The 21,147-nt window shown below is 70.8% G+C and carries 18 protein-coding genes, 3 pseudogenes and 1 riboswitch; of the genes and pseudogenes, 13 read left to right on the plus strand and 8 right to left on the minus strand.

What is annotated here, in order from left to right; translation table 11 throughout:
• Positions 1 to 64 precede the first annotated feature (64 nt).
• Positions 65 to 676 (plus strand): ADP-ribosyltransferase, encoded by a 612-nt coding sequence (locus tag AB0E77_RS24625; RefSeq protein WP_361574040.1) that lies wholly within the window; start codon positions 65 to 67, stop codon positions 674 to 676.
• On the opposite strand, the pseudogene AB0E77_RS24630 reads toward AB0E77_RS24625, so the two are convergent.
• Positions 658 to 1,325 (minus strand): annotated as a pseudogene (locus AB0E77_RS24630) (GNAT family N-acetyltransferase). The gene AB0E77_RS24625 and the pseudogene AB0E77_RS24630 sit on opposite strands and share 19 nt — an antisense overlap.
• A 46-nt stretch (positions 1,326 to 1,371) precedes the next feature.
• On the opposite strand from AB0E77_RS24630, the gene AB0E77_RS24635 reads away from it, so the two are divergent.
• Together AB0E77_RS24635 and AB0E77_RS24640 are read left to right on the plus strand one after the other, a co-directional pair.
• Entirely contained in the window at positions 1,372 to 2,286 is a 915-nt protein-coding gene (locus AB0E77_RS24635) for a MerR family transcriptional regulator (RefSeq protein WP_361574042.1), read from the plus strand.
• A gap of 59 nt (positions 2,287 to 2,345) precedes the next feature.
• Entirely contained in the window at positions 2,346 to 2,558 is a 213-nt protein-coding gene (locus AB0E77_RS24640; protein WP_161163166.1) for an EF-hand domain-containing protein, read from the plus strand.
• A gap of 49 nt (positions 2,559 to 2,607) precedes the next feature.
• Here the strand turns inward: AB0E77_RS24640 and AB0E77_RS24645 are convergent, their stop codons facing one another.
• Positions 2,608 to 3,231, minus strand: a complete 624-nt coding sequence (locus tag AB0E77_RS24645) for a hypothetical protein (RefSeq protein WP_361574044.1) — start codon at positions 3,229 to 3,231, stop codon at positions 2,608 to 2,610.
• A 101-nt stretch (positions 3,232 to 3,332) separates the two neighbouring features.
• Between AB0E77_RS24645 and AB0E77_RS24650 the strand changes: the two are divergent.
• Both AB0E77_RS24650 and AB0E77_RS24655 read left to right on the plus strand, forming a co-directional pair.
• A pseudogene (locus AB0E77_RS24650) lies at positions 3,333 to 3,769 on the plus strand (FCD domain-containing protein); the annotation flags it as partial.
• An 85-nt stretch (positions 3,770 to 3,854) separates the two neighbouring features.
• Positions 3,855 to 4,529, plus strand: a pseudogene (locus tag AB0E77_RS24655) (NAD(P)-binding domain-containing protein); the annotation flags it as partial.
• 9 nt (positions 4,530 to 4,538) lie between these two features.
• On the opposite strand, the gene AB0E77_RS24660 reads toward AB0E77_RS24655, so the two are convergent.
• The 6 genes from AB0E77_RS24660 to gcvT all read right to left on the minus strand — a co-directional run bounded on the left by AB0E77_RS24660 (position 4,539) and on the right by gcvT (position 11,284).
• On the minus strand, positions 4,539 to 5,096 hold the full coding sequence (locus AB0E77_RS24660; protein ID WP_361574046.1) for a GH25 family lysozyme: 558 nt from the start codon (positions 5,094 to 5,096) through the stop codon (positions 4,539 to 4,541).
• Between the two features lie 129 nt (positions 5,097 to 5,225).
• On the minus strand, positions 5,226 to 6,632 hold the full coding sequence (locus AB0E77_RS24665; protein ID WP_361574048.1) for an MFS transporter: 1,407 nt from the start codon (positions 6,630 to 6,632) through the stop codon (positions 5,226 to 5,228).
• Between the two features lie 306 nt (positions 6,633 to 6,938).
• The gene (locus AB0E77_RS24670) at positions 6,939 to 8,306 is read right to left on the minus strand and encodes an L-serine ammonia-lyase (protein ID WP_361574050.1); all 1,368 of its coding nucleotides are present in this window, start codon (positions 8,304 to 8,306) and stop codon (positions 6,939 to 6,941) included.
• A 90-nt stretch (positions 8,307 to 8,396) separates the two neighbouring features.
• Positions 8,397 to 9,659, minus strand: coding sequence for a serine hydroxymethyltransferase (gene glyA, locus AB0E77_RS24675; RefSeq protein ID WP_361574052.1), 1,263 nt, complete (start codon positions 9,657 to 9,659; stop codon positions 8,397 to 8,399).
• Between the two features lie 14 nt (positions 9,660 to 9,673).
• Positions 9,674 to 10,051 (minus strand): glycine cleavage system protein GcvH, encoded by a 378-nt coding sequence (gene gcvH, locus AB0E77_RS24680; RefSeq protein ID WP_361574054.1) that lies wholly within the window; start codon positions 10,049 to 10,051, stop codon positions 9,674 to 9,676.
• Positions 10,052 to 10,165: 114 nt separating this feature from the next.
• On the minus strand, positions 10,166 to 11,284 hold the full coding sequence (gcvT, locus tag AB0E77_RS24685; RefSeq protein WP_361574056.1) for a glycine cleavage system aminomethyltransferase GcvT: 1,119 nt from the start codon (positions 11,282 to 11,284) through the stop codon (positions 10,166 to 10,168).
• A 160-nt stretch (positions 11,285 to 11,444) separates the two neighbouring features.
• A riboswitch (glycine riboswitch) is annotated at positions 11,445 to 11,538 on the minus strand.
• A 179-nt stretch (positions 11,539 to 11,717) separates the two neighbouring features.
• Here gcvT and AB0E77_RS24690 point away from each other — a divergent pair.
• From AB0E77_RS24690 to AB0E77_RS24725, 8 genes are all read left to right on the plus strand, one after another.
• A complete protein-coding gene (locus AB0E77_RS24690) occupies positions 11,718 to 12,380 on the plus strand; it encodes an AAA family ATPase (protein WP_361574058.1) in 663 nt (220 codons plus the stop codon).
• 107 nt (positions 12,381 to 12,487) lie between these two features.
• Positions 12,488 to 13,291: an enhanced serine sensitivity protein SseB gene (locus AB0E77_RS24695; protein ID WP_361574060.1), complete on the plus strand. Its 804-nt coding sequence runs from the start codon at positions 12,488 to 12,490 to the stop codon at positions 13,289 to 13,291.
• A 223-nt stretch (positions 13,292 to 13,514) separates the two neighbouring features.
• Positions 13,515 to 14,312: an enhanced serine sensitivity protein SseB C-terminal domain-containing protein gene (locus AB0E77_RS24700; protein WP_361574062.1), complete on the plus strand. Its 798-nt coding sequence runs from the start codon at positions 13,515 to 13,517 to the stop codon at positions 14,310 to 14,312.
• Positions 14,313 to 14,667: 355 nt separating this feature from the next.
• On the plus strand, positions 14,668 to 15,666 hold the full coding sequence (locus AB0E77_RS24705; protein ID WP_361574064.1) for an ABC transporter permease: 999 nt from the start codon (positions 14,668 to 14,670) through the stop codon (positions 15,664 to 15,666).
• Between the two features lie 38 nt (positions 15,667 to 15,704).
• On the plus strand, positions 15,705 to 17,477 hold the full coding sequence (locus tag AB0E77_RS24710) for an ABC transporter substrate-binding protein (RefSeq protein WP_361574065.1): 1,773 nt from the start codon (positions 15,705 to 15,707) through the stop codon (positions 17,475 to 17,477).
• A gap of 69 nt (positions 17,478 to 17,546) precedes the next feature.
• On the plus strand, positions 17,547 to 18,554 hold the full coding sequence (locus AB0E77_RS24715) for an ABC transporter permease (protein ID WP_361574067.1): 1,008 nt from the start codon (positions 17,547 to 17,549) through the stop codon (positions 18,552 to 18,554).
• Positions 18,551 to 19,648, plus strand: coding sequence for an ABC transporter ATP-binding protein (locus AB0E77_RS24720; RefSeq protein ID WP_361574069.1), 1,098 nt, complete (start codon positions 18,551 to 18,553; stop codon positions 19,646 to 19,648). The genes AB0E77_RS24715 and AB0E77_RS24720 overlap by 4 nt, the downstream gene beginning before the upstream one ends.
• Positions 19,645 to 21,141: a dipeptide ABC transporter ATP-binding protein gene (locus AB0E77_RS24725; RefSeq protein ID WP_361574071.1), complete on the plus strand. Its 1,497-nt coding sequence runs from the start codon at positions 19,645 to 19,647 to the stop codon at positions 21,139 to 21,141. Before AB0E77_RS24720 ends, AB0E77_RS24725 begins: the two co-directional genes overlap by 4 nt.
• Positions 21,142 to 21,147: the final 6 nt, after the last annotated feature.

The raw sequence follows: 21,147 nt of genomic DNA on the forward strand, positions 1-21,147 counted from the left end.
GCCAACACGCCACCATCGGGTGATGATCCACAGTCCGGCACCGCGGAGCCGGGATCGTACGTCCATGATCACCACACGCCTGCGGCGCCGGACCGCCGCCGCCGTCCTGTCCCTCTCCGCCGTCCTCGCCACGTCCGCCGCCGCCGTCCCCGGCGCGGCGGCCCCGGCGGCGGCACCCGCGAAGGCCGCCCCCGTCTGCCCCCAGTTCGACGACAAGGTCAAGGCCGCCGCGGACCGGGACGTCGACGTCGACCGCATCACGCCCGAACCGGTCTGGCGCACCACCTGCGGCACCCTCTACCGCAGCGACAGCCGGGGCCCGCAGATCGTCTTCGAGGAGGGCTTCCACGCCAAGGACGTCCGCGACGGCCAGTACGACATCGAGAAGTACGTCCTGGTCAACCAGCCCTCGCCGTACGTGTCGACGACTTACGACCACGACCTGTACAAGACCTGGTACAAGTCCGGCTACAACTACTACATCGACGCCCCCGGCGGTGTCGACGTCAACAAGACCATCGGCGACACCCACAAGTGGGCCGACCAGGTCGAGGTCGCCTTCCCGGGCGGCATCCGACGGCAGTACATCATCGGCGTCTGCCCGGTCGACAAGCAGACCAAGACCGAGATCATGAGCGACTGCGAGAGCAACCCCCACTACAAGCCCTGGCACTGACCACCCGGCCCCGGGGAGAGGAGGAACAGCGCCTCCGACCCCACCGGAAGGTAACCCGCCGCCTGGAACGCCCGCAGACTGCGGGCGTTCCCCGGTGACACCTGGGCCCACACCGGCTCGCCCCCGGCCAGCTGCCGCGCCGCCGTCACCAGCCGCCGCCCCAGCCCCCGGTGCCGCGCGCCCTCCGCCACCTCCACCGCGGCCTCCAGCCGCCCGCGACCCCGCGGCCCAGCACCAGCACCCCGCCGTCCGCCGCCCACACCCGTACGTCGTCGCGCCGCCGACGGGCCGCGACCACCCGGGGATGCCCGGGATCGGCCACCTCCGTCAGCGCGAGCCGCGGGCGCCCCGCGAGCGGCGCCCCGCTCAGCAGCACGTCGACCGTGTCGGTCGTCCGCCCGGTCCGCTCCATGAGGGCCGCCAGGAACCGCGCGTGCATCGTCGCGGCGAGCGGATCGCACTCCAGGGAGCCCAGCGTCTCGCGCACCCACCCCTCGTCCTCGTCCGTGAAGACGACCGAGTGCGCCGTGAAGGCGATCACCCCCGCGTCCCGCGGGCCGGGCTGCGCGACCACCGTCGTCCCGCCGTCCGCAGGCGGGAAGACACCCCGCGCCGCCGCGTCCAGGATCTTCCGCAGGCTCTCCGCCACCGTGCTCCTTGAGTCTCCACCCACTGGAAGGCCCAGACTCCCAGACATGACCGACGACGGCACCGGACTCATCACCATCGGCGAGCTGGCGCGGGCCACCGGACTGACCGTGCGCACCATCCGCTACTGGTCCGACGCGGGCGCCCTGCCCCCGGTGACCCGCTCCGCGGGCGGCTACCGGCTCTACGACGCGGCCTCGGTGGCACGACTGGAGCTGATCCGCACCCTGCGTGAACTCGGCCTCGGCCTCGACGACGTACGCCGGATCCTGTCCGGCGAGACGACGGTCGCGCAGGTCGCGGCGGCGCATGTGAGCGCGCTGGACGCACAGATCGCGTCGCTGAAGGTGACCCGTGCGGTGCTGTCGACCGTGGCACGACGCGGCTCGACCGCTGAGGAGATGACCCTGATGAACAGACTGGCCAGGCTGTCCGCCGCCGAACGCGCCCGCATCGTCGACGACTTCATGACGGAGCTCTTCGACGGGATCGACACGGCGGATCCCGACGTCCGCCACCGGCTGCGGTTCACGGCGGCCACGTTGCCCGACGATCCGACGCCGGAGCAGGTGGACGCCTGGGTGGAACTGGCCGAACTGATCCAGGATCCCGGCTTCCGGGCGCTGATGCGCTCCATGGTGGAGTTCAACGCGGCCGACCGGGAGCCGGACGTCCCCGCCGGCACGTCCATGTGGTTCGTCAGCCGTCTCGTGCAGCTCGCGGGTGACGCGCTGCGCCGGGGCATCGCCCCCGAGGCACCCGAGGCCGGGGACGTCCTGCGCCCGCTGCTCGGCGACGCCGACCCCGCCGCCGTACTGGAACGCCTGACCGCGATGACGGACAGCCGGGTCGGCCGGTACCGGGAACTGTCGGCCGTCGTGAGCGGTCTCGGGCCCCAGCCGACGTACGAGACCGAGTTCGGGTGGGTGGTCGCCGCACTGCGGGCCCGGGTGGGCAGCTAATCTGACCTGCGTCAGTGGCGTGCGACAGCACGACCGGAGCACGGATGAGGGGCTGATCGGTGGCGGACATCGAGGAAGCGCGCAAGCAGTTCGAGCGGATCGATACGGACGGTGACGGGTTCATCACCGCTGCCGAGTTCAAGACCGCGCTGGCCCAGGGCGGTGACTGGAACGTCACCGAGTCGGTGGCCGAGGCGATCATCGCCGGCCGTGACCTCAACGGCGACAAGCAGCTGTCGTTCGACGAGTTCTGGGCGCACCTCAACAAGTAGGCGACGCCCGAGGGGGCGCCCGCCGGACGGACCGGCGGGCGCCCCCTGGTCATGCCGCACACCGTGCGCGCACGGCTCTCCCCGGTCCCGTCGGCGCGCCGCCCGGTTCACCGCGGACAGCACCGCCCGCACGGACGCCTCCAGGCCCGAGCGGCCCTCGCCCGCGCCCCCACACGGTCCGGCCGCCGGCCCGGCACTCGGCGTAGGCGGTCACCGGGCCGCCCTCCGTGCCGCCCGTCCCGTCCACGACCGTCTCCAGCACGTCGACCGGATACCCGGCACCGGCCAGGGCGTCGGCACAGGCGGCGAGGGTGTCCTCACCGGCGCCCTCGTGGTCCCCGGCACGGCCGCCGCTCTCGAGGGTGCACACGAAACGACGGCCGCCGGCCGGCTCCGGATGCGCCGGCCACACGGACAGCAGCAGCTCGCCGTCGTCCGGATACGTCGCACGGAACAGCTCCGCCAGCTCCGTCCCGGTGCCCTCCCGCCCGCTGTCGTCCGTCGCCTCCTGGACGACGCGGGCGAAGCCCGGCCGCATCCGCGGCGGCAGGTCGTGCCCCGCGTGCGCGCGCAGCGGGTACGCGACCCCGCCCTTGCCCGACTGCGAGTTGACGCGGATCACCGCCTCGTAGGAACGCCCCACATCCACCGGGTCGATCGGCAGGTACGGCACCGCCCGGGGCGCCCGCGCCGCCGGCACTCCCGCCTCGGCCGCCGTCCGGGCGTGGTGGGCCAGGCCCTTGCCGATGGCGTCCTGATGGGTGCCGGAGAACGGTGACCGGCGTCTACGAGGTCCGCATGGCGGTCGAGGTCCACGCGGCCCACCTGGCGGCGACCCGGCGCACGGACGACGACGTCGCGGCGCTGCGGGCCGCGCTGGAGGAACGCCGGGCCGCCTCGCACGGGACGAGGCCGCCTTCGTCGACGCCGGCATCGCCCTCCACCGGGCCGTGGTCGCCGCCGCCGGCAACCCGCTGCTCGTCGGCCTGTTCGCCGAGTTCGCCCCCACGCTGTGCGACGCCCTGCTCGACATGCTCGACCTGGTCCCCGTGCGCGACCGCGACCCCAACACGGGCGACGGCACCCACGCGGCCCTGGTCGACGCCGTCGCCGCGGGCGACGCGCCGGGGGCGACGGCGGTGCTGCGCCGGGAACTGGAGGAGACGCTCGCGCTGCTGCGGACGGGTGAAGGCCGGGCGGCGCCGGAATAGGGCCGGCCCGCCCGGGAGTTGGAGCTGATCACCGGCGCGCCCGACGCGCGCAGGACCCGCAGGACACGACCTCCGGAAGGCCAGGCGAGCCAGGACCATGAAGATCGGCATCATCGGCGCGGGCAACATCGGCGGCAACCTCACCAGGCGGCTCACCGCCCTCGGGCACGACGTCTCCGTCGCCAACTCCCGCGGCCCGCACACCCTCGCCGCGCTGGCCGAGGAGACCGGGGCCACCCCCGTCCCGGTCGAGGAGGCGGCCCGCGGCGCCGCGATCGTGATCGTGACGATCCCCCTCAAGGCGATCCCCGACCTGCCCTCCGGGGTGCTGGACGGGGCCGCCGACGACGTCGCGGTGATCGACACCGGCAACTACTACCCGCGGCAGCGCGACGGCCGGATCGCCGGCATCGAGGACGAGGGCTCCACCGAGAGCCGCTGGACCGAACGGCACCTCGGCCACCCGGTGATCAAGGCCTTCAACGGCACCTACGCCCTGGACATCCTGGACCGCCCGCGCCCGGCCGGCGACCCCGACCGCATGGCCCTCCCGGTGGCCGGCGACGACGAGGCGGCCAAGGCGAAGGTCCGCGCCCTGATCGACGAGCTCGGCTTCGACACCGTGGACGCCGGCGGCATCGACGACTCCTGGCGCCAGCAGCCCGACACCCCGGTGTACGGCCTGCGCGCGGGCGTCGCCGACGTCACCCGGGCGCTGGCGGAGGCGTCCCCGGAACGGCCCGCGGACTTCCGGGGCTGACGGCGCGGCTCAGGCGCTCCGTGCCCACTGCTGCAGCGTGGCCTTGCTCGCGAAGTCGGCGACGTTCGTGTCGACCGGGTCGTCGGTGTACTGGTGGAAGCGCCACTTGGCCTTGATGCGGGGCTTGCCCGCCGTCACGTAGTCGGCGATCCACAGGCCATCACCCGCATACGACGTCGTGTCCACGGTCAGCCAGTAATTTCTGTTCGTGTAGAGGATCACCCTGTTGTCCGGCCGCAGTTCCTTCAGCTTCCGGATGAACCAGTCCTTCTCGGAGTTGCTGGCATGGGTGCCCTCGCCGGTCGTCTCCCAGTCGACGGCGAGGATGTCGCCCTTCCTCTCCGGGGCCTTGGACAGGAAGTACTCGGCCTGGGCGGTGAGGTTCCCGGGCCACAGGAAGTGGTAGAAGCCGACGACGAGACCGGCGTCGCGGGCCCGGTCCGTCTGGGCCGCGAGTTTCGGACTCACGTACGACCGGCCCTCCGTCGCCTTGACGAAGACGAAGGACAGGCCTTTCGTGTCGTAGCTGGATGACTGGTACGCGCTCACGTCGATGCCGCGCAGCATGAGGACTCCCTCGGATGCCGTTGGGGCTGAAGTGCCTTGGGGGCGGAGGTTGTTGTTATGCCCGGGATCGGCGACCGTACGCCGGGCGCGAGGGCGCTCGGCGTACGGAGGCGGCGTGCGCCGGTCGGTTCAGGAGGCGGAGGAGACGACCGGTGCGGGCGTGACGTCGCCGGCGGCCTCGCCCTCGTCCAGGGAGACGTCCTTGGTCTCCTTGCCCAGCAGCAGCGCGATCAGCGTCAGCACGGCCATCGAGGACAGGTAGACGCCGACCAGCCACGGCGAGCCGTCACCGGCCTCCCACAGCGCCACCGCGATGAACGGCGCGACGGCCGCCCCGAGGATCGAACTGACGTTGTACGAGATGCCGGAACCGGTGTAGCGCACGCTCGTCGGGAACAGCTCGGGCAGCAGCGCGCCCATCGGGCCGAAGGTCATGCCCATCAGCGTGAAGCCGAGCACGAGCCACAGCACCACGCCGAGCGTGCCCAGGCCGATCAGCGGCACCCAGACGAGGCCGAAGACCACGATCGCGGCGGTGATCCAGATCAGGGTGGTGCGCCGTCCGTACTTGTCGGCGAGCGGACCGGAGACCAGCGTGAACGCGGCGAAGAACAGCACGCCGAAGATCATCATCAGGACGAAGGCGGTGTAGCTGTACCCCAGTCCGGGCACGGCGGCGTCCTTCGCGGTGCGTCCGTAGCTCAGCGAGAACGTGGTCATCAGGTAGAAGAGCACGTACGTCGCCAGCATGATGAAGGTGCCGAGGATCAGCTGCTTCCAGTGGCCCTGGACCACGGTGGCCAGCGGCAGCTTGCGCACCTTCCCGGCCTCGCGCGTCTTGGCGAACACCGCCGACTCGACCAGCCGCGACCGCACCCACAGCCCGATCGCCACCATCACGGCGGAGAAGAGGAACGGGATGCGCCAGCCCCAGCTCGTGAAGGCGTCGGAGGGCTGGGTGGGGTCCGCACCGGCCGCGGACGGCAGCAGTGCCCCGATGATCAGGAACAGGCCGTTGCCGATGATGAAGCCGAGCGGGGCACCGAGCTGCGGGAAGGTGCCGTACAGGGCGCGCTTGCCCTTGGGCGCGTTCTCGGTCGCGACCAGCGCGGCACCGCTCCACTCGCCGCCGAGCGCGAAGCCCTGCGCGAGCCGCATCAGCACGAGCAGCGCGGTGGCGACCCAGCCGGCCTGCGCATAGGTGGGCAGAGCGCCGATGAGGAACGTCGCGATGCCCATGGTCAGCAGCGACACCACGAGCGTCTTCTTGCGGCCGAGCCGGTCGCCGAGGTGCCCGAAGAAGACGGCGCCGATCGGGCGGGCGACCATCGCGGCACCGAAGACGGCGAAGGACGACAGCAGCGCCGTGGTCGGGTCGCTGTTCGGGAAGAAGAGCGCCGGGAAGACCAGTACGGCGGCGGTCGCGTAGATGTAGAAGTCGTAGAACTCGATCGTCGTGCCGATGAGGCTGGCGATGAGGACACGGGACCGCGGATTGACGGGTGCCTCGGCTGAACCGGCGGCGGATGCGGGCATGGCTCGGTCTTTCACGCGTGGAACATGTGTGTGCCCTGCAACGATCTCAGGCGTCTTGCCTGACGGAAAGCCGATGCCACGATGTGAGACGGGCCCAGTCGGCGTGGCCCTCCGGTCTCCTGTCCCGCGGGGGTGCCGTGGACTCGGCATGTGACAAAGACGGAGTAGGGCTTGGGAGACCCAGGCCTCTTTGCCGGCCGTCGGCAGCGCCACCAGCAGAGGGGCGGCGGGAACCCCTCCGTCCGCCCGCGGTGACCGGCCGCCCCCCGGTCTTCTCGCCTCCGGGGCGGACGGCCCGGGAGGGGTTCAGCACTCGATGATGTTGACCGCCAGCCCGCCCCGGGCCGTCTCCTTGTACTTGACCGACATGTCCGCGCCCGTCTCCTTCATGGTCTTGATGACCTTGTCGAGGGAGACCTTGTGGGAGCCGTCGCCGCGCATCGCCATGCGGGCCGCCGTGACCGCCTTCACCGCGGCCATGCCGTTGCGCTCGATGCAGGGGATCTGGACGAGGCCGCCGACGGGGTCGCAGGTGAGGCCGAGGTTGTGCTCCATGCCGATCTCGGCGGCGTTCTCCACCTGCTCCGGGGAGCCGCCGAGGACCTCGGCGAGGGCGCCCGCCGCCATCGAGCAGGCGGAGCCGACCTCGCCCTGGCAGCCGACCTCGGCGCCGGAGATGGAGGCGTTCTCCTTGAAGAGCATGCCGATCGCGCCCGCGGCGAGGAGGAAGCGGACCACACCGTCCTCGTCGGCGCCGGGGACGAAGTTCATGTAGTAGTGCAGGACCGCAGGGATGATGCCGGCCGCGCCGTTGGTCGGGGCGGTGACGACCCGGCCGCCGGCCGCGTTCTCCTCGTTCACGGCCATCGCGTAGAGGGTGATCCACTCCATCGCCAGGGCCTGCGGGTCGCCCTCGGAGCGCAGCTTGCGCGCGGTGTTCGCGGCGCGGCGGCGGACCTTCAGGCCGCCCGGCAGGATGCCCTCGCGGGACATGCCGCGGGCCACGCACGCCTGCATCACGCGCCAGATCTCCAGCAGCCCCTCGCGGATCTCTTCCTCGTCGCGCCAGGCCCGCTCGTTCTCCAGCATCAGCGCGGAGATCGACAGGCCGGTCTCCTCGGTCAGGCGCAGCAGCTCGTCGCCGGTGCGGAAGGGGTACTTCAGCACGGTGTCGTCGAGCACGATGCGGTCCGCGCCCACCGCGTCCTCGTCCACGACGAAGCCGCCGCCGACCGAGTAGTACGTCTTGGAGAGCACCTCCGAGCCCGCCGCGTCGTACGCCCACAGCGTCATGCCGTTGGCGTGGTACGGGAGGGCCTTGCGGCGGTGCAGGACCATGTCGTCGTCGTAGGAGAAGGGGATCTCGTGCTCGCCGAGGAGGCTGATCCGGCCGGCCGACCTGATCGTCTCGACGCGCTCGTCGGCCGTCTCCACGTCCACCGTGCGCGGCGACTCGCCCTCCAGCCCGAGCAGCACCGCCTTGGGCGTGCCGTGGCCGTGGCCGGTGGCGCCGAGCGAGCCGTACAGCTCGGCCCGGACCGAGGTCACGGAGCCCAGCAGTTCCTCGTTGCGCAGGCGCCGGGCGAACATGCGCGCCGCCCGCATCGGGCCGACCGTGTGCGAGCTCGACGGGCCGATGCCGATCGAGAACAGGTCGAAGACCGAGATGGCCACGGGAACTCCTCAGAACGGGGGTGGTGCGGAGAGGGTGGGGCGCCGTGCTCGCTCGTGGCCCGCGCGGCGCCCCTGGGTGGTGCTGTTCGGTTACTTGTCCAGACCCGGGTACAGGGGGTGCTTGTCCGCCAGAGCCCGCACCCGGGCCTTCAGCGCCTCGGCGTCGTAGGAGGGCTTCAGGGCTTCGGCGATCACGTCCGCGACCTCGGCGAAGTCCTCGGCGGTGAAGCCGCGCGTCGCCAGGGCCGGCGTACCGATGCGCAGACCGGAGGTCACCATCGGCGGGCGCGGGTCGTTCGGTACGGCATTGCGGTTGACCGTGATGCCGACCTCGTGGAGGCGGTCCTCGGCCTGCCGGCCGTCCAGCTCGGAATCGCGCAGGTCGACCAGGACCAGGTGGACGTCAGTGCCGCCGGTCAGGACGGAGACGCCCGCGGCCTTCGCGTCGTCCTTCACCAGACGCTCGGCCAGGATCCGGGCGCCTTCCAGCGTACGACGCTGGCGCTCCTTGAAGTCCTCGCTCGCGGCGACCTTGAAGGCGACGGCCTTGGCGGCCACCACGTGTTCCAGCGGGCCACCCTGCTGACCGGGGAAGACGGCGGAGTTGATCTTCTTGGCCAGCTCGGCCGTGGAGAGGATCACACCGCCGCGCGGGCCGCCCAGTGTCTTGTGGGTCGTGGTGGTGACCACATGGGCGTGCGGGACCGGGTTCGGGTGCAGGCCCGCCGCGACCAGACCGGCGAAGTGCGCCATGTCGACCATCAGGTACGCGCCGACCTCGTCCGCGATCCGGCGGAACGCGGCGAAGTCCAGCTGACGCGGGTAGGCCGACCAGCCGGCCACGATCAGCTTCGGCTTGTTCTCCTTGGCGAGGCGCTCCACCTCGGCCATGTCGACCTGGCCGTCGTCGCCGACGTGGTAGGCGACCACGTCGTAGAGCTTGCCGGAGAAGTTGATCTTCATGCCGTGGGTCAGGTGCCCGCCGTGGGCGAGGTTCAGACCCATGATCGTGTCGCCCGGCTTGAGCAGCGCGAACATCGCCGCCGCGTTGGCCTGGGCGCCCGAGTGCGGCTGCACGTTGGCGTGCTCGGCGCCGAAGAGGGCCTTGACCCGGTCGATGGCGATCTGCTCGACGACGTCGACGTGCTCGCAGCCGCCGTAGTAGCGGCGGCCGGGGTAGCCCTCGGCGTACTTGTTGGTGAGGACCGAGCCCTGCGCCTCCATGACCGCGACGGGCGCGAAGTTCTCGGAGGCGATCATCTCGAGGGTGGACTGCTGGCGGTGCAGCTCGGCGTCGACGGCGGCGGCGACGTCGGGGTCGAGCTCGTGCAGGGGGGTGTTCAGAAGCGACATGCGTCCGTGTCTCCTCAGGCGCCGGCGAACTCGGTGTACTCGTCGGCGGAGAGCAGGTCGCCCGGCTCCTCGCTGACGCGCACCTTGAACAGCCAGCCGCCCTCGAAGGGCGCGCTGTTCACGAGCGACGGGTCGTTGACGACGTCCTCGTTGACCTCGGTGACCTCGCCGGAGACGGGGGAGTACAGGTCGGAGACCGACTTGGTCGACTCCAGTTCGCCGCAGGTCTCGCCCGCGGACACGGCGTCGCCGACCTCGGGGAGCTGGACGAAGACCACGTCACCGAGCGCGTTGGCCGCGTGCTCCGTGATGCCGACCGTCGAGACGCCGTCCTCGGCGCCCGACAGCCACTCGTGCTCCTTGCTGTAGCGCAGCTGCTGGGGGTTGCTCATGGCCTGAATTCTCCTGTACGCGGGGGAGTGCTGGTGAAGGGGGACTGCGGAAGGTGCTGCTGGGAGGCGCCGGACGCACACGGGGACGCCCGAGGGGCCCCGCACGCCCAGTGTCTACTTCTGCCGCTTGTAGAAAGGCAGCGCCACGACCTCGTACGGCTCGAGGGTGCCTCGGATGTCCACGCCGACCCCGGCGGTGCCCGGCGCAGCGTGCGCCGCGTCGACGTACGCCATGGCGATCGGCTTGCCCAGCGTCGGGGAGGGGGCGCCGGAGGTGACCTCGCCGATCACCTCGCCGCCGGCGACGACCTGGTAACCGGCGCGCGGGACCCGACGGCCCTCGGCGACCAGGCCGACCAGGACGCGGGGCGGGTTCTGCCCGGCGCGGGCGGCGGCCTCGGTCAGCGCGGCCCGGCCCACGAAGTCGCCCTCCTTCTCGAACTTCACCACCCGGCCGAGACCGGCGTCGAAGGGCGTCAGCGCGGTCGTCAGCTCGTGCCCGTACAGCGGCATGCCCGCCTCCAGGCGGAGCGTGTCCCGGCAGGACAGGCCGCACGGGACCAGCCCGGCGCCCTCGCCCGCCTTGGTCAGCGCCTGCCACAGCTCCACGGCGTGCTCCGGCTTCACGAACAGCTCGAAGCCGTCCTCGCCGGTGTAGCCCGTGCGCGCGATGAGCGCCGGAACGCCGGCGACCGTGCCGGGCAGGCCGGCGTAGTACTTCAGGCCGTCCAGGTCGGCGTCGGTGAGCGAGGCGAGGATGCCGGGGGACTCCGGGCCCTGCACGGCCAGCAGCGCGTAGGCGTCGCGGTCGTCGCGGACCTCGGCGTCGAAGCCGGCGGCCCGCTCGGTGAGCGCGTCCAGCACCACCTGGGCGTTGGAGGCGTTGGCGACGACCATGTACTCGGTCTCGCCCAGGCGGTAGACGATCAGGTCGTCCAGGATGCCGCCGTCCTCGCGGCAGATCATGGTGTAGCGGGCCCGGCCCGGCTTCACGCTGCCGATGTTGCCGACCAGAGCGAAGTCCAGCAGGGCGGCTGCTCCCGGGCCGGTGACGGTGATCTCGCCCATGTGGGAGAGGTCGAAGAGCCCGGCCCGGGTGCGCACCGCGACGTGCTCGTCACGCTCGGAGCCGTAGCGCAGGGGCATGTCCCAGCCGGCGAAGTCGGTCATCGTCGCGCCCAGCGCGCGATGCGTGGCATCGAGCGCGGTACGGCGGAGTTCGGTACTGCTCATCGGTCGTTCGTCTCCCAGGACAGGACGGCACGGGCGAGGTCGGTCCTCCCCATCTGTCATCGGAACCTGAGAGGTTCGCCATGACCACCGCAGCACGGCGGTCAGGACTTGCACCTTGGGTGGGGCAGCCGTCGGACGGCGGCCCGCTTTTCAGATGTGCCTCGCCCGCGCGGTAACGGGGCCTGAGAGATTCAAGGGAGGGACTTGCTCCTTCGGCGCCCCGGCGCGGCCGGGGACTCTCCCGCGCGGATTCAAACGGCCGGTATGCAGTTGGCGCCGCCATCATTGCACGCCGGGCCTGTTCGTGGCAGACCGTGATCTGTAACCGGCTTGTGGCAGTAAGCGCACGAAAACGCGAGACCGCCGCATTACCTTCTCTTTACACTCGACGGGGACGGGAACTCGTGAACCGCCCCAGGGGAGGACGATCACGGTGAACAGGACCACGGCCTACGCAACGACCTCGGGCATCGCGCTGCCGAAGCGGCCCGCCCCGGCCGGGGAGGCGCGCGCCGCACTGGCACCCGTCGTCCGCGACCTGCGCGACCGCGACGGCCGCAGCCCGCACGCCCTGCTCTTCGGACCCCGCGACCTGGTGGTGATCACCGGCCTGCCCGGCAGCGGCAAGTCCACCCTGATGCGGCGCACCGTGCGCGGGCGGCGCGTCGACTCCCAGGACACCCGCGACCGCTGGGACCGCCGCATGCCGCGCCTGCTCCCGTACGCCCTGTACCGGCCCCTGGTCCGCCTCGCCCACTACGCCGGGCTGCGCCGCGCCCTGCGCTCCGGCGAGGGCGTCGTCGTGCACGACTGCGGCACCCAGGCCTGGGTGCGCGGCTGGCTGGCCCGCGAGGCCCGCCGCCGCGACGGCACCCTGCACCTGCTGCTCCTCGACGTCGGCGCCGACGACGCCCTGGCCGGCCAGCGCGAGCGCGGCCGGGGCGTCTCCCGGTACGCGTTCCTGCGGCACCGCGCGGCGACCGAGCGGCTGCTCGCCTCCGTCACCGAGGGCACCCTGCCGGCCGGCTGCGGTTCGGGGGTCGTCCTCGACCGGGCGGCGGCGGACGCACTGCACAGGATCGCGTTCACCGGCTGAGACGCGGGGGCCGGGTTCCCCGGCCGAGGTGACGGACCGTGGGCCGGTGGGGCCGAACGGGTTAGCCTTTCAGCCACAGCAGCGGTACCCAGGCAGGCGGTAGGCAGATGGACTTCCCAGCGGACTTCCCGGCGGACCTCTCCCCGGAGTTTCCGGCGCAGGCGCATCCTCATCCGCACGGTGGATGGCCCGGCAACGAGCTGGAGGAGGTGCTGTCGGCGTCCCTCGGCGTGCCCGGCGCCGGCGGCCGGATCGTGGAGGTGCTGGGCCGCAGCTTCGTCTGGGTCCCGCTGCCCAACGGCGGCGGCCCCCGCACCGGCCCCCTCGACCTGCCCACGCTGGAGATCGACGGCCAGGCCCATGTGCCGGTGTTCAGCTCCGAGGAGCAGCTCCGCCAGGTCACCGGCCCCCACATGGCGTACACCATCGCCCCCGCCGCCGAGTTCGCCCGCGGTCTGCCCCCGCAGGTCGGGATCGCCGTCAACCCCGACGGCGTGGTCGGCATCCCGCTGCCGCCGGCCGCCGTGGCCGAGCTGTGCCGGGCCGGGCGCACCCCGCTGGACGGGCCCGCGTCCGGCGGCCGGGTCCGCCTCTTCGAACCCGACTGGCAGGACGAGCCGGTGGACTTCCTGGCCGCGGCCTCCGCCGAGTTCGCCGCCACCGGGGTCGTCCGCACCGCCCGTCGCTGCCTCGCCGCGGTCGAGACCGGCGACCCGATGCTGTTCGTCGGCGTGGAACTGACCCACTGGGAGGGCGACGCCCGGGCCGTCCCCCTCGACGCCCTCGGCCGCGCGCTCGGCGCGGTCCCGGTCCAGTGGCCGGTCAACCTGGTCCTCCTGGAGGCGGCCCAGGACCCGGTCTGCGACTGGATGCGGGAGAAGGTCCGCCCCTTCTACGACCGGGACCTCTGAACGCCGGGCCGGGGAAGCGCCCCGAAAGGGGCGCGGGGCTGCGCCATGTGCGGCTCCGCCGCGCGGGCGCGGTCAACCACGACGAACCGGCGCCCGGCGACGGAGGACGAGCCCCGAGCTCCCGGCCGCCCCACCCGGCGGAGCCCGAGCGCCGAGCCACCGCGTCCGCCGGAGCCCTAAGCTGGTGCCCAACAGGGGACGATTCTCGAAGGGTCGGTAAAAGGTGAGCGCGAGCGGTACCGCCGCGACCGGGCAGGTCGAGCACATGCTGCGCCAGGTGATGCCCGGGCGCTACGACGCCTACGAGGCCCTGCTCCGCGCGCTCGCCACCCCCGCCACCGGCCAGGTCTGGATGCTGCTCTGGCACGGTCAGGCCGGCTCCCCGGACGCCCAGTACGGGAACATGGAGGTCGACGGCTTCGGCTACGCGCCGTGCGTCACCTCCGCCCAGGAACTCTCCGCCAGCGGCTGGAACCGGTCGTACGAGGTGGTCGACGGCCTCGAAGTGGCCCGCGCCCTCTATCCCGACCACTACGGTCTCTGGCTCAACCCGCACGCCCCCGGTGGCGGCGTCGGCATCCCCTGGCTCGACCTGCGCCGCATCGCCTCCGGTCTCGACCGCCAGCCCGCCGGACCCCTGCGCGTGTCCGAACCGGCCATCGAGATCCCGCAGTTCTACGCCCTGCTCGCGCAGAACGCCCACCGCACCCCGGCGGTCCGCGCGTTGCGCCGGGCCTGGGTGCAGCCGTCGCTCGGCGCGCCCTACCTCGCCATCGGCCTGGACGTGTACGACACGTCGCCGCCGGCCGTGGACGCGGTGCGCGCGATGATGCAGCAGTCCGTCGGCGCGGTGCCGGAGGGGCTGCCGGTGTCGACGGTGGCGATGACCGACGCGCACGACCCGGTCGCCATGTGGCTGCGTGCGAACGCCCGTCCGTTCTACGACCGCGAGGCCCACGCGGCGCCCGTCCGGGCGCCGGGCGCCGGGTACGGCTACCCTCCGGCCCGCGGGGGCGTCTGACGATGCGTCGGCTCGCGCGGACCGGTTCGGCGACGCTCCGTGGTCTTCACGTCACGAACACATTTCTTCGCGCGTAGACGTCGGCGGAAGGTCGCGAAGATCGGCGATTTCGCCGTTGTGTCCCAACTGTCCTTCGTCCGAAGGCCGTTACCCACTGTTCGGATAACGGAATCCCTAGCAGTGCATCACGGTTGCGCATACTTTCCCGGTCAGACCTGGCGGGTGATCGTGACGAAGCTGAAGACTCCCGAGACAGGCACGGATCGTTCGATCTCGTGATCGAGAGCAAGTCGACAAAGCCGTAATCCACGGCGGGTGTAGGCCGGTCACCACCGGCGAGAGGGGTCGGGTCACTGTGACCGCACCGATCGAGACCACCGGGGCGCAAGCCGAGGCACAGCCCGAGGCTGTCCTCGCCGGTGCCGATAAGGGGCAGATCGAGGGCCGTTCCCTGGGGCAGATCGCCTGGTCCCGTTTCAAGAAGGACAAGGTCGCCATGGCCGGCGGGGTCATCGTGATCCTGCTGATCCTCCTCGCGATCCTCTCCCGCCCCATCCAGGCGATCTTCGGCCTGGACCCCAACGCCCTCAACCAGGACCTGATCGACCCCAACACCTCGCTGCCCAAGGGCGACTTCGGCGGCATGAGCTGGGAGCACCCGCTCGGTGTGGAGCCGAAGTTCGGCCGCGACATCGCCACCCGCATCCTCGAGGGCTCCTGGGTCTCGCTGGTCGTCGCCTTCGGCGCCACGATCCTGTCCAACACCATCGGCACGATCCTCGGTGTCGTGGCCGGCTACTACGGCGGACGCGTCGACACGATCATCAGCCGGCTGATGGACACCTTCCTGGCCTTCCCCCTCCTGCTGTTCGCGATCGCCATCTCGGCGACCCTGCAGGGCGGCGCCTTCGGACTGGAGGGCCTGCCGCTGCACATCATGGTGCTGGTCTTCGTCATCGGCTTCTTCAACTGGCCCTATCTGGGCCGCATCGTGCGCGGCCAGACGCTGGCCCTGCGCGAGCGGGAGTTCGTCGACGCCTCCCGGGGGATGGGCGCCAAGGGCCCCTACATCCTCTTCCGGGAGCTGCTGCCGAACCTCGTGGGCCCGATCATCGTCTACTCGACGCTGCTGATCCCGACCAACATCATCTTCGAGGCGTCCCTGAGCTTCCTCGGCGTCGGCATCCAGCCCCCGCAGGCCTCGTGGGGCGGCATGATCAACCAGGCGGTCCCCTTCTACCAGGTCGACCCCCAGTTCATGATCGTTCCCGGTCTCGCCATCTTCGTGACCGTCCTGGCGTTCAACCTGCTCGGCGACGGTCTCCGTGACGCTCTCGACCCGCGCAGCCGCTGACCGGCGACTGCCCCGAGAGTCCCAAAGATTTGCCAACAATGGAGGGGAAGCAGACCATCATGCGAAGGTCAGCGCTGGCCGCGGTCGCGGCCATCGGCAGTGCGAGCTTGCTGCTTTCGGCTTGCAGCAAGGCCGATGACAGCTCGGACAACAACGGTAAGAAGTCGGCTGAGGCCAACGCAGCGACCAAGGGTGTCGTCAACGCCTCCACCCAGAAGGGTGGGACGGTCACGTACGAGTACGCGGACGTGCCGGACTCCTTCGACCCCGGCAACACGTACTACGCGTACATGTACAACCTCAGCCGGCTCTACGCCCGCCCGCTGATGACCTTCAAGCCCGGCGCGGGCGAGGAGGGCAACACGCTGGTCCCGGACCTCGCCGAGAGCAAGGGCGTGCCGAGCGACGGCGGCAAGACCTGGACGTACAAGCTGCGCGCGGGCCTGAAGTACCAGGACGGCACGCCGATCACGGCGAAGGACGTCAAGTACGCCGTCGAGCGCTCCAACTTCGCGCGTGACGTGCTCTCCCTCGGCCCGAACTACTTCCAGCAGTTCATGGAGGGCGGCGACAAGTACAAGGGTCCGTACAAGGACAAGAGCCCCGAGGGCCTGAAGTCCATCGAGACGCCGGACGACACCACGATCGTCTTCCACCTGAACCGGTCCTTCCAGGAGTTCGACTACCTGGTCGCGACGCCGCAGACGGCTCCGGTGCCCCAGGCCAAGGACAAGGGCGTCGACTACGTCAAGAACATCGTGTCCTCGGGCTCGTACAAGTTCGAGAGCTACGAGGAGGGCAAGCAGGCCGTCCTCGTCCGCAACGAGAACTGGGACCCGAAGACGGACCCGCTGCGCAAGCAGTACCCGGACAAGATCGTCGTCAAGCTCAAGGTCAACGCCGAGACGATCGACCAGGACGTGCAGTCCGGCACCGCGATCGACCTCGGCGGCACCGGCGTCCAGGCCGCCACGCAGGCGAAGGTCGTCAACAACGCCGACCTGAAGGCCAACACCGACAACACCTACGGTGGCCGTCTGGTCTACATGGCGATCAACTCCCAGGTCGCGCCGTTCGACAAGGTCGAGTGCCGCAAGGCCGTCCAGTACGCCATCGACAAGGTCTCGGTGCAGACCGCCCTCGGCGGCCCGATCCGCGGTGAGATCGCCACCACCGTCCTTCCGCCGGACATCACCGGCTACCAGAAGGCGGACACCTACGCCACGGACGGCAACAAGGGCGACGTCGCCAAGGCCAAGGAGCAGCTGAAGGCCTGCGGCACGACCAGCATCAACACCAACATCTCGGCGCGCAGCGACCGCCCGCAGGAGATCGACGCGGCCACCGCGATCATCGCCTCGCTGAAGAAGGTCGGCATCAACGCCAGCCTGAAGCAGTACCCGTCGGGCAAGTACTTCACCGACTACGCCGGTGTGCCGACCTTCGACAAGAAGGAGAACATCGGCCTGCACATGATGCAGTGGGGTGCCGACTGGCCCTCCGGCTACGGCTTCCTCCAGCAGATCCTGCACGGTGACGCGATCGGTGCCTCGGGCAACACCAACCTGTCGTACATCAACGACAAGCAGATGAACGAGATGCTCGAGAAGTCCATCGCCACCGAGAACGAGACCGAGCGCAACGCGCTGTACGGCCAGATCGACAAGCGCGCCATGGACCTGGCCACCCTCGTCCCGCTGACCTACTTCAAGGTCCTGCTGTACCGCCCGACCACCTACACCAACCTGGTGTCCACGGCGGCCTTCAGCGGTCAGTACGACTACCTCAACATCGGCACGACCAAGAAGTAGCCCCGGAAGGCAGGTGAAGGCATTGGTGCCCGCGGGCTTCGCGGCCCGCGGGCACCAGCGCCGGTCCCCGTGATCTCGTACATCCTCCGTCGGACGTTCGCGGCAGTGATCCTGCTGCTGGTCGTCACCGCGGTCACCTTCGCGATCTTCTTCCTGCTGCCGCGGCTCGCCGGTCAGACCGCCGACCAGCTCGCGCAGCAGTACATCGGAAAGAGTCCGACGAAGGCAGACATCCTCGCTGTCAAGCAGAACCTCGGTCTGGACGAGCCCCTCTACGTCCAGTACTGGCACTTCATCAAGGGGATCGTCAGCGGCGCCACCTACGACCTGGGTCCCACCACGGCGCACTGCGACGCACCCTGCTTCGGCTACTCCTTCAAGACCCACGAGGCCATCTGGCCGCAGCTCACCTCGCGCCTCCCGGTGACCCTCTCGCTGGCCGGCGGCGCCGCCGTGCTGTGGCTGGTCTCCGGTGTCCTCATCGGAGTGATCTCCGCCCTCAAGCCCCGCAGCCTCTTCGACCGCACCTTCATGGGCGTGGCCCTGGCCGGTGTGTCGCTGCCCATGTTCTTCACGGGCAACCTGCTGCTCCTGCTGTTCACCTTCCAGTGGCCGATCTTCGGCCGCACCTATGTGGAGTTCACCGAGAACCCGGCCCAGTGGGCCAACACGCTCATCCCCGCCTGGTGCTCGCTGGCCCTGCTCTACTCCGCCATCTACGCGCGGCTGACCCGCTCCGGCATGCTGGAGACGATGAACGAGGACTTCATCCGCACGGCCCGCGCCAAGGGCCTGCGGGAGCGCAGAGTCGTGGCCCGGCACGGGCTGCGGGCCGCGCTGACCCCGATCATCACCGTCTTCGGCATGGACCTCGGCCTGCTGCTCGGCGGCGCCGTGATCACCGAGAAGGTGTTCTCGCTGCCCGGCATCGGCCAGTACGCGGTGCAGGGCATCACCGACAACGACCTGCCCAAGATCCTCGGCGTCACCCTGCTCGCAGCCTTCTTCGTCGTGATCGCCAATCTCCTGGTGGACCTGCTGTACGCCGCCGCCGACCCACGCGTGAGGCTCTCGTGACCGAACTCTCCAAGACCGGGGCCGCCGTGGGTGAGCCCACGACCGCTCCCTCGGACGCGCCCGACGCGTTCCTCGCGGTCCGCGACCTCAAGGTGCACTTCCCCACCGACGACGGCCTGGTCAAGTCCGTCGACGGACTCAGCTTCCAGGTGGAGAAGGGCAAGACCCTCTGCATCGTCGGCGAGTCGGGGTCCGGCAAGTCCGTCACCTCGCTCGCGATCATGGGCCTGCACCGGCTCGGCGCGCGCGGCAAGAACGTGCAGATGTCCGGCGAGATCTGGCTCGGTGGCAAGGAGCTCGTCGCCGCCGACCCGGACGAGGTCCGCCGGCTGCGCGGCCGCGAGATGGCGATGATCTTCCAGGACCCGCTGTCCGCGATGCACCCGTACTACACGATCGGCAACCAGATCGTGGAGGCGTACCGGGTCCACCACGACGTCAACAAGAAGACCGCGCGCAAGCGGGCGATCGAGATGCTCGACCGGGTCGGCATCCCCGAGCCCGGCAAGCGCGTCGACAGCTACCCGCACGAGTTCTCCGGCGGTATGCGCCAGCGCGCGATGATCGCGATGGCGTTGGTCAACAACCCCGAACTGCTCATCGCGGACGAGCCGACGACCGCCCTGGACGTGACCGTCCAGGCCCAGATCCTCGACCTCATCCGCGACCTCCAGAAGGAGTTCGGCTCCGCGGTCGTCCTCATCACCCACGACCTCGGCGTGGTCGCCGAGATCGCCGACGACGTCCTGGTGATGTACGGCGGCCGGTGCGTGGAGCGCGGTTCGGTCGACGACGTCTTCGAGCGTCCGCAGCACCCGTACACGTGGGGCCTGCTCGGCTCGATGCCGCGCATCGACCGCGAGACCTCCGAGCGGCTCATCCCGGTCAAGGGCTCGCCGCCGAGCCTCATCAACGTCCCTTCGGGCTGCGCGTTCCACCCCCGCTGCCCGTACGCGGACCTCCCCAAGGGGGATGTCACCCGTACCGTGCGCCCGGAGCTCCAGCAGGTCGGCAGCGGGCACTTCTCCGCCTGCCACCTCTCGCCGGAGGACCGCACGCGGATCTGGACCGAAGAGATTGCGCCGAAGCTGTGAGCGATACGAAGAAGAAGGACGCGACGACGGTCCCGGCCCAGGCATCCTCTCCCGAGGAGCGTGAGGTGCTGCTGAAGGTCGAGGGCCTGCAGAAGCACTTCCCGATCCACAAGGGCGTGTTCCGGCGTCAGGCCGGCGCGGTCAAGGCCGTCGACGGCATCGACTTCGAGGTGCGCAAGGGCGAGACCCTCGGCGTGGTCGGCGAGTCGGGCTGCGGCAAGTCGACCATGGGCCGGGTCATCACCCGGCTCCAGGACCCGACGGGCGGTTCGATCCACTTCGAGGGCAAGGACATCACGCGGCTGAACACGGCCGGGATGCGTCCGCTGCGGCGGGACATCCAGATGATCTTCCAGGACCCGTACGGCTCGCTGAACCCGCGCCACACCATCGGCGGCATCGTCTCGGCGCCGTTCCGCCTCCAGGGCGTGGAGCCCGAGGGCGGGGTGAAGAAGGAGGTCCAGCGGCTCCTCGAGCTGGTGGGCCTGAGCCCCGAGCACTACAACCGCTACCCGCACGAGTTCTCCGGCGGCCAGCGCCAGCGCATCGGCATCGCCCGCGCCCTCGCCCTGAAGCCGAAGCTGGTCGTCGCGGACGAGCCGGTCTCCGCGCTGGACGTGTCGATCCAGGCGCAGGTCGTCAACCTCATGGACGACCTCCAGGAGGAGCTCGGCCTGACGTACGTGATCATCGCGCACGACCTGTCCGTCGTCCGGCACGTCTCGGACCGGATCGCGGTGATGTACCTGGGCAAGATCGTCGAGCTCGCCGACCGCACCTCGCTGTACGAGGCGCCGATGCACCCGTACACCAAGGCGCTGATGTCGGCGGTGCCGGTGCCGGACCCGAAGCGCCGCGGCGCCAAGAGCGAGCGGATCCTGCTCCGCGGCGACGTGCCCTCGCCCATCTCCCCGCCGAGCGGCTGCCGCTTCCACACGCGGTGCTGGAAGGCGACGGAGATCTGCAAGACCACGGAGCCGCCGCTGCTGGAACTGCGGCCGGGCCAGCAGGTGGCCTGCCACCACCCGGAGAACTTCGAGGACCAGGCCCCGCAGGACGTCGTCCTGCTCACGGCCGCCAAGGAGGCCGCGGAGACGGTCTCGGACGAGGTCCTGGCGGAGTCCGCGAAGACCTCGGCGGCGGTCGCCGCGGAGGCGGAGAGCAAGGACGCGGAGGCGAAGGACGCGGAGGCGAAGGACGCGGAGGCGAAGGACGCGGAGGCGAAGGACGCGGAGGCGAAGAGCGACGCGTCCGAGCCGGAGGCGCCTGCGGCGGAGGCCGGCGCGGACCCTGCGTCCGAGCCGGAGGCCGAGGCCACCGCCTCCGAGCCGTCGGAGACGGACGCCCCCGAAGCCGAAGCCGAAGCCGAAGCCGAGACCGAAGCCGAAGCCGAAGCCGAGACCGAAGCCGAAGCCGAGACCGAAGCCGAAGCCGACGCGGAGGCCGAGACCGGAGCCGACGCCCAGGCCGAGACCCCGGCCAAGAAGAAGTAGCCCGGC

This window comes from Streptomyces sp. NPDC032940 (assembly GCF_040636935.1).
Lineage (GTDB): Bacteria > Actinomycetota > Actinomycetes > Streptomycetales > Streptomycetaceae > Streptomyces.

What these genes read in the sequence shown, in the direction of transcription:
- AB0E77_RS24660 (WP_361574046.1), bottom strand. Translation starts at nt 5,096, where the DNA reads ATGCTGCGCGGCATCGACGTGAGCGCGTACCAGTCATCCAGCTACGAC.
- AB0E77_RS24695 (WP_361574060.1), top strand. Translation starts at nt 12,488, where the DNA reads ATGGACTTCCCAGCGGACTTCCCGGCGGACCTCTCCCCGGAGTTTCCG.
- gcvT (WP_361574056.1), bottom strand. Translation starts at nt 11,284, where the DNA reads ATGAGCAGTACCGAACTCCGCCGTACCGCGCTCGATGCCACGCATCGC.
- AB0E77_RS24710 (WP_361574065.1), top strand. Translation starts at nt 15,705, where the DNA reads ATGGAGGGGAAGCAGACCATCATGCGAAGGTCAGCGCTGGCCGCGGTC.
- gcvH (WP_361574054.1), bottom strand. Translation starts at nt 10,051, where the DNA reads ATGAGCAACCCCCAGCAGCTGCGCTACAGCAAGGAGCACGAGTGGCTG.
- AB0E77_RS24625 (WP_361574040.1), top strand. Translation starts at nt 65, where the DNA reads ATGATCACCACACGCCTGCGGCGCCGGACCGCCGCCGCCGTCCTGTCC.
- AB0E77_RS24665 (WP_361574048.1), bottom strand. Translation starts at nt 6,632, where the DNA reads ATGCCCGCATCCGCCGCCGGTTCAGCCGAGGCACCCGTCAATCCGCGG.
- glyA (WP_361574052.1), bottom strand. Translation starts at nt 9,659, where the DNA reads ATGTCGCTTCTGAACACCCCCCTGCACGAGCTCGACCCCGACGTCGCC.
- AB0E77_RS24635 (WP_361574042.1), top strand. Translation starts at nt 1,372, where the DNA reads ATGACCGACGACGGCACCGGACTCATCACCATCGGCGAGCTGGCGCGG.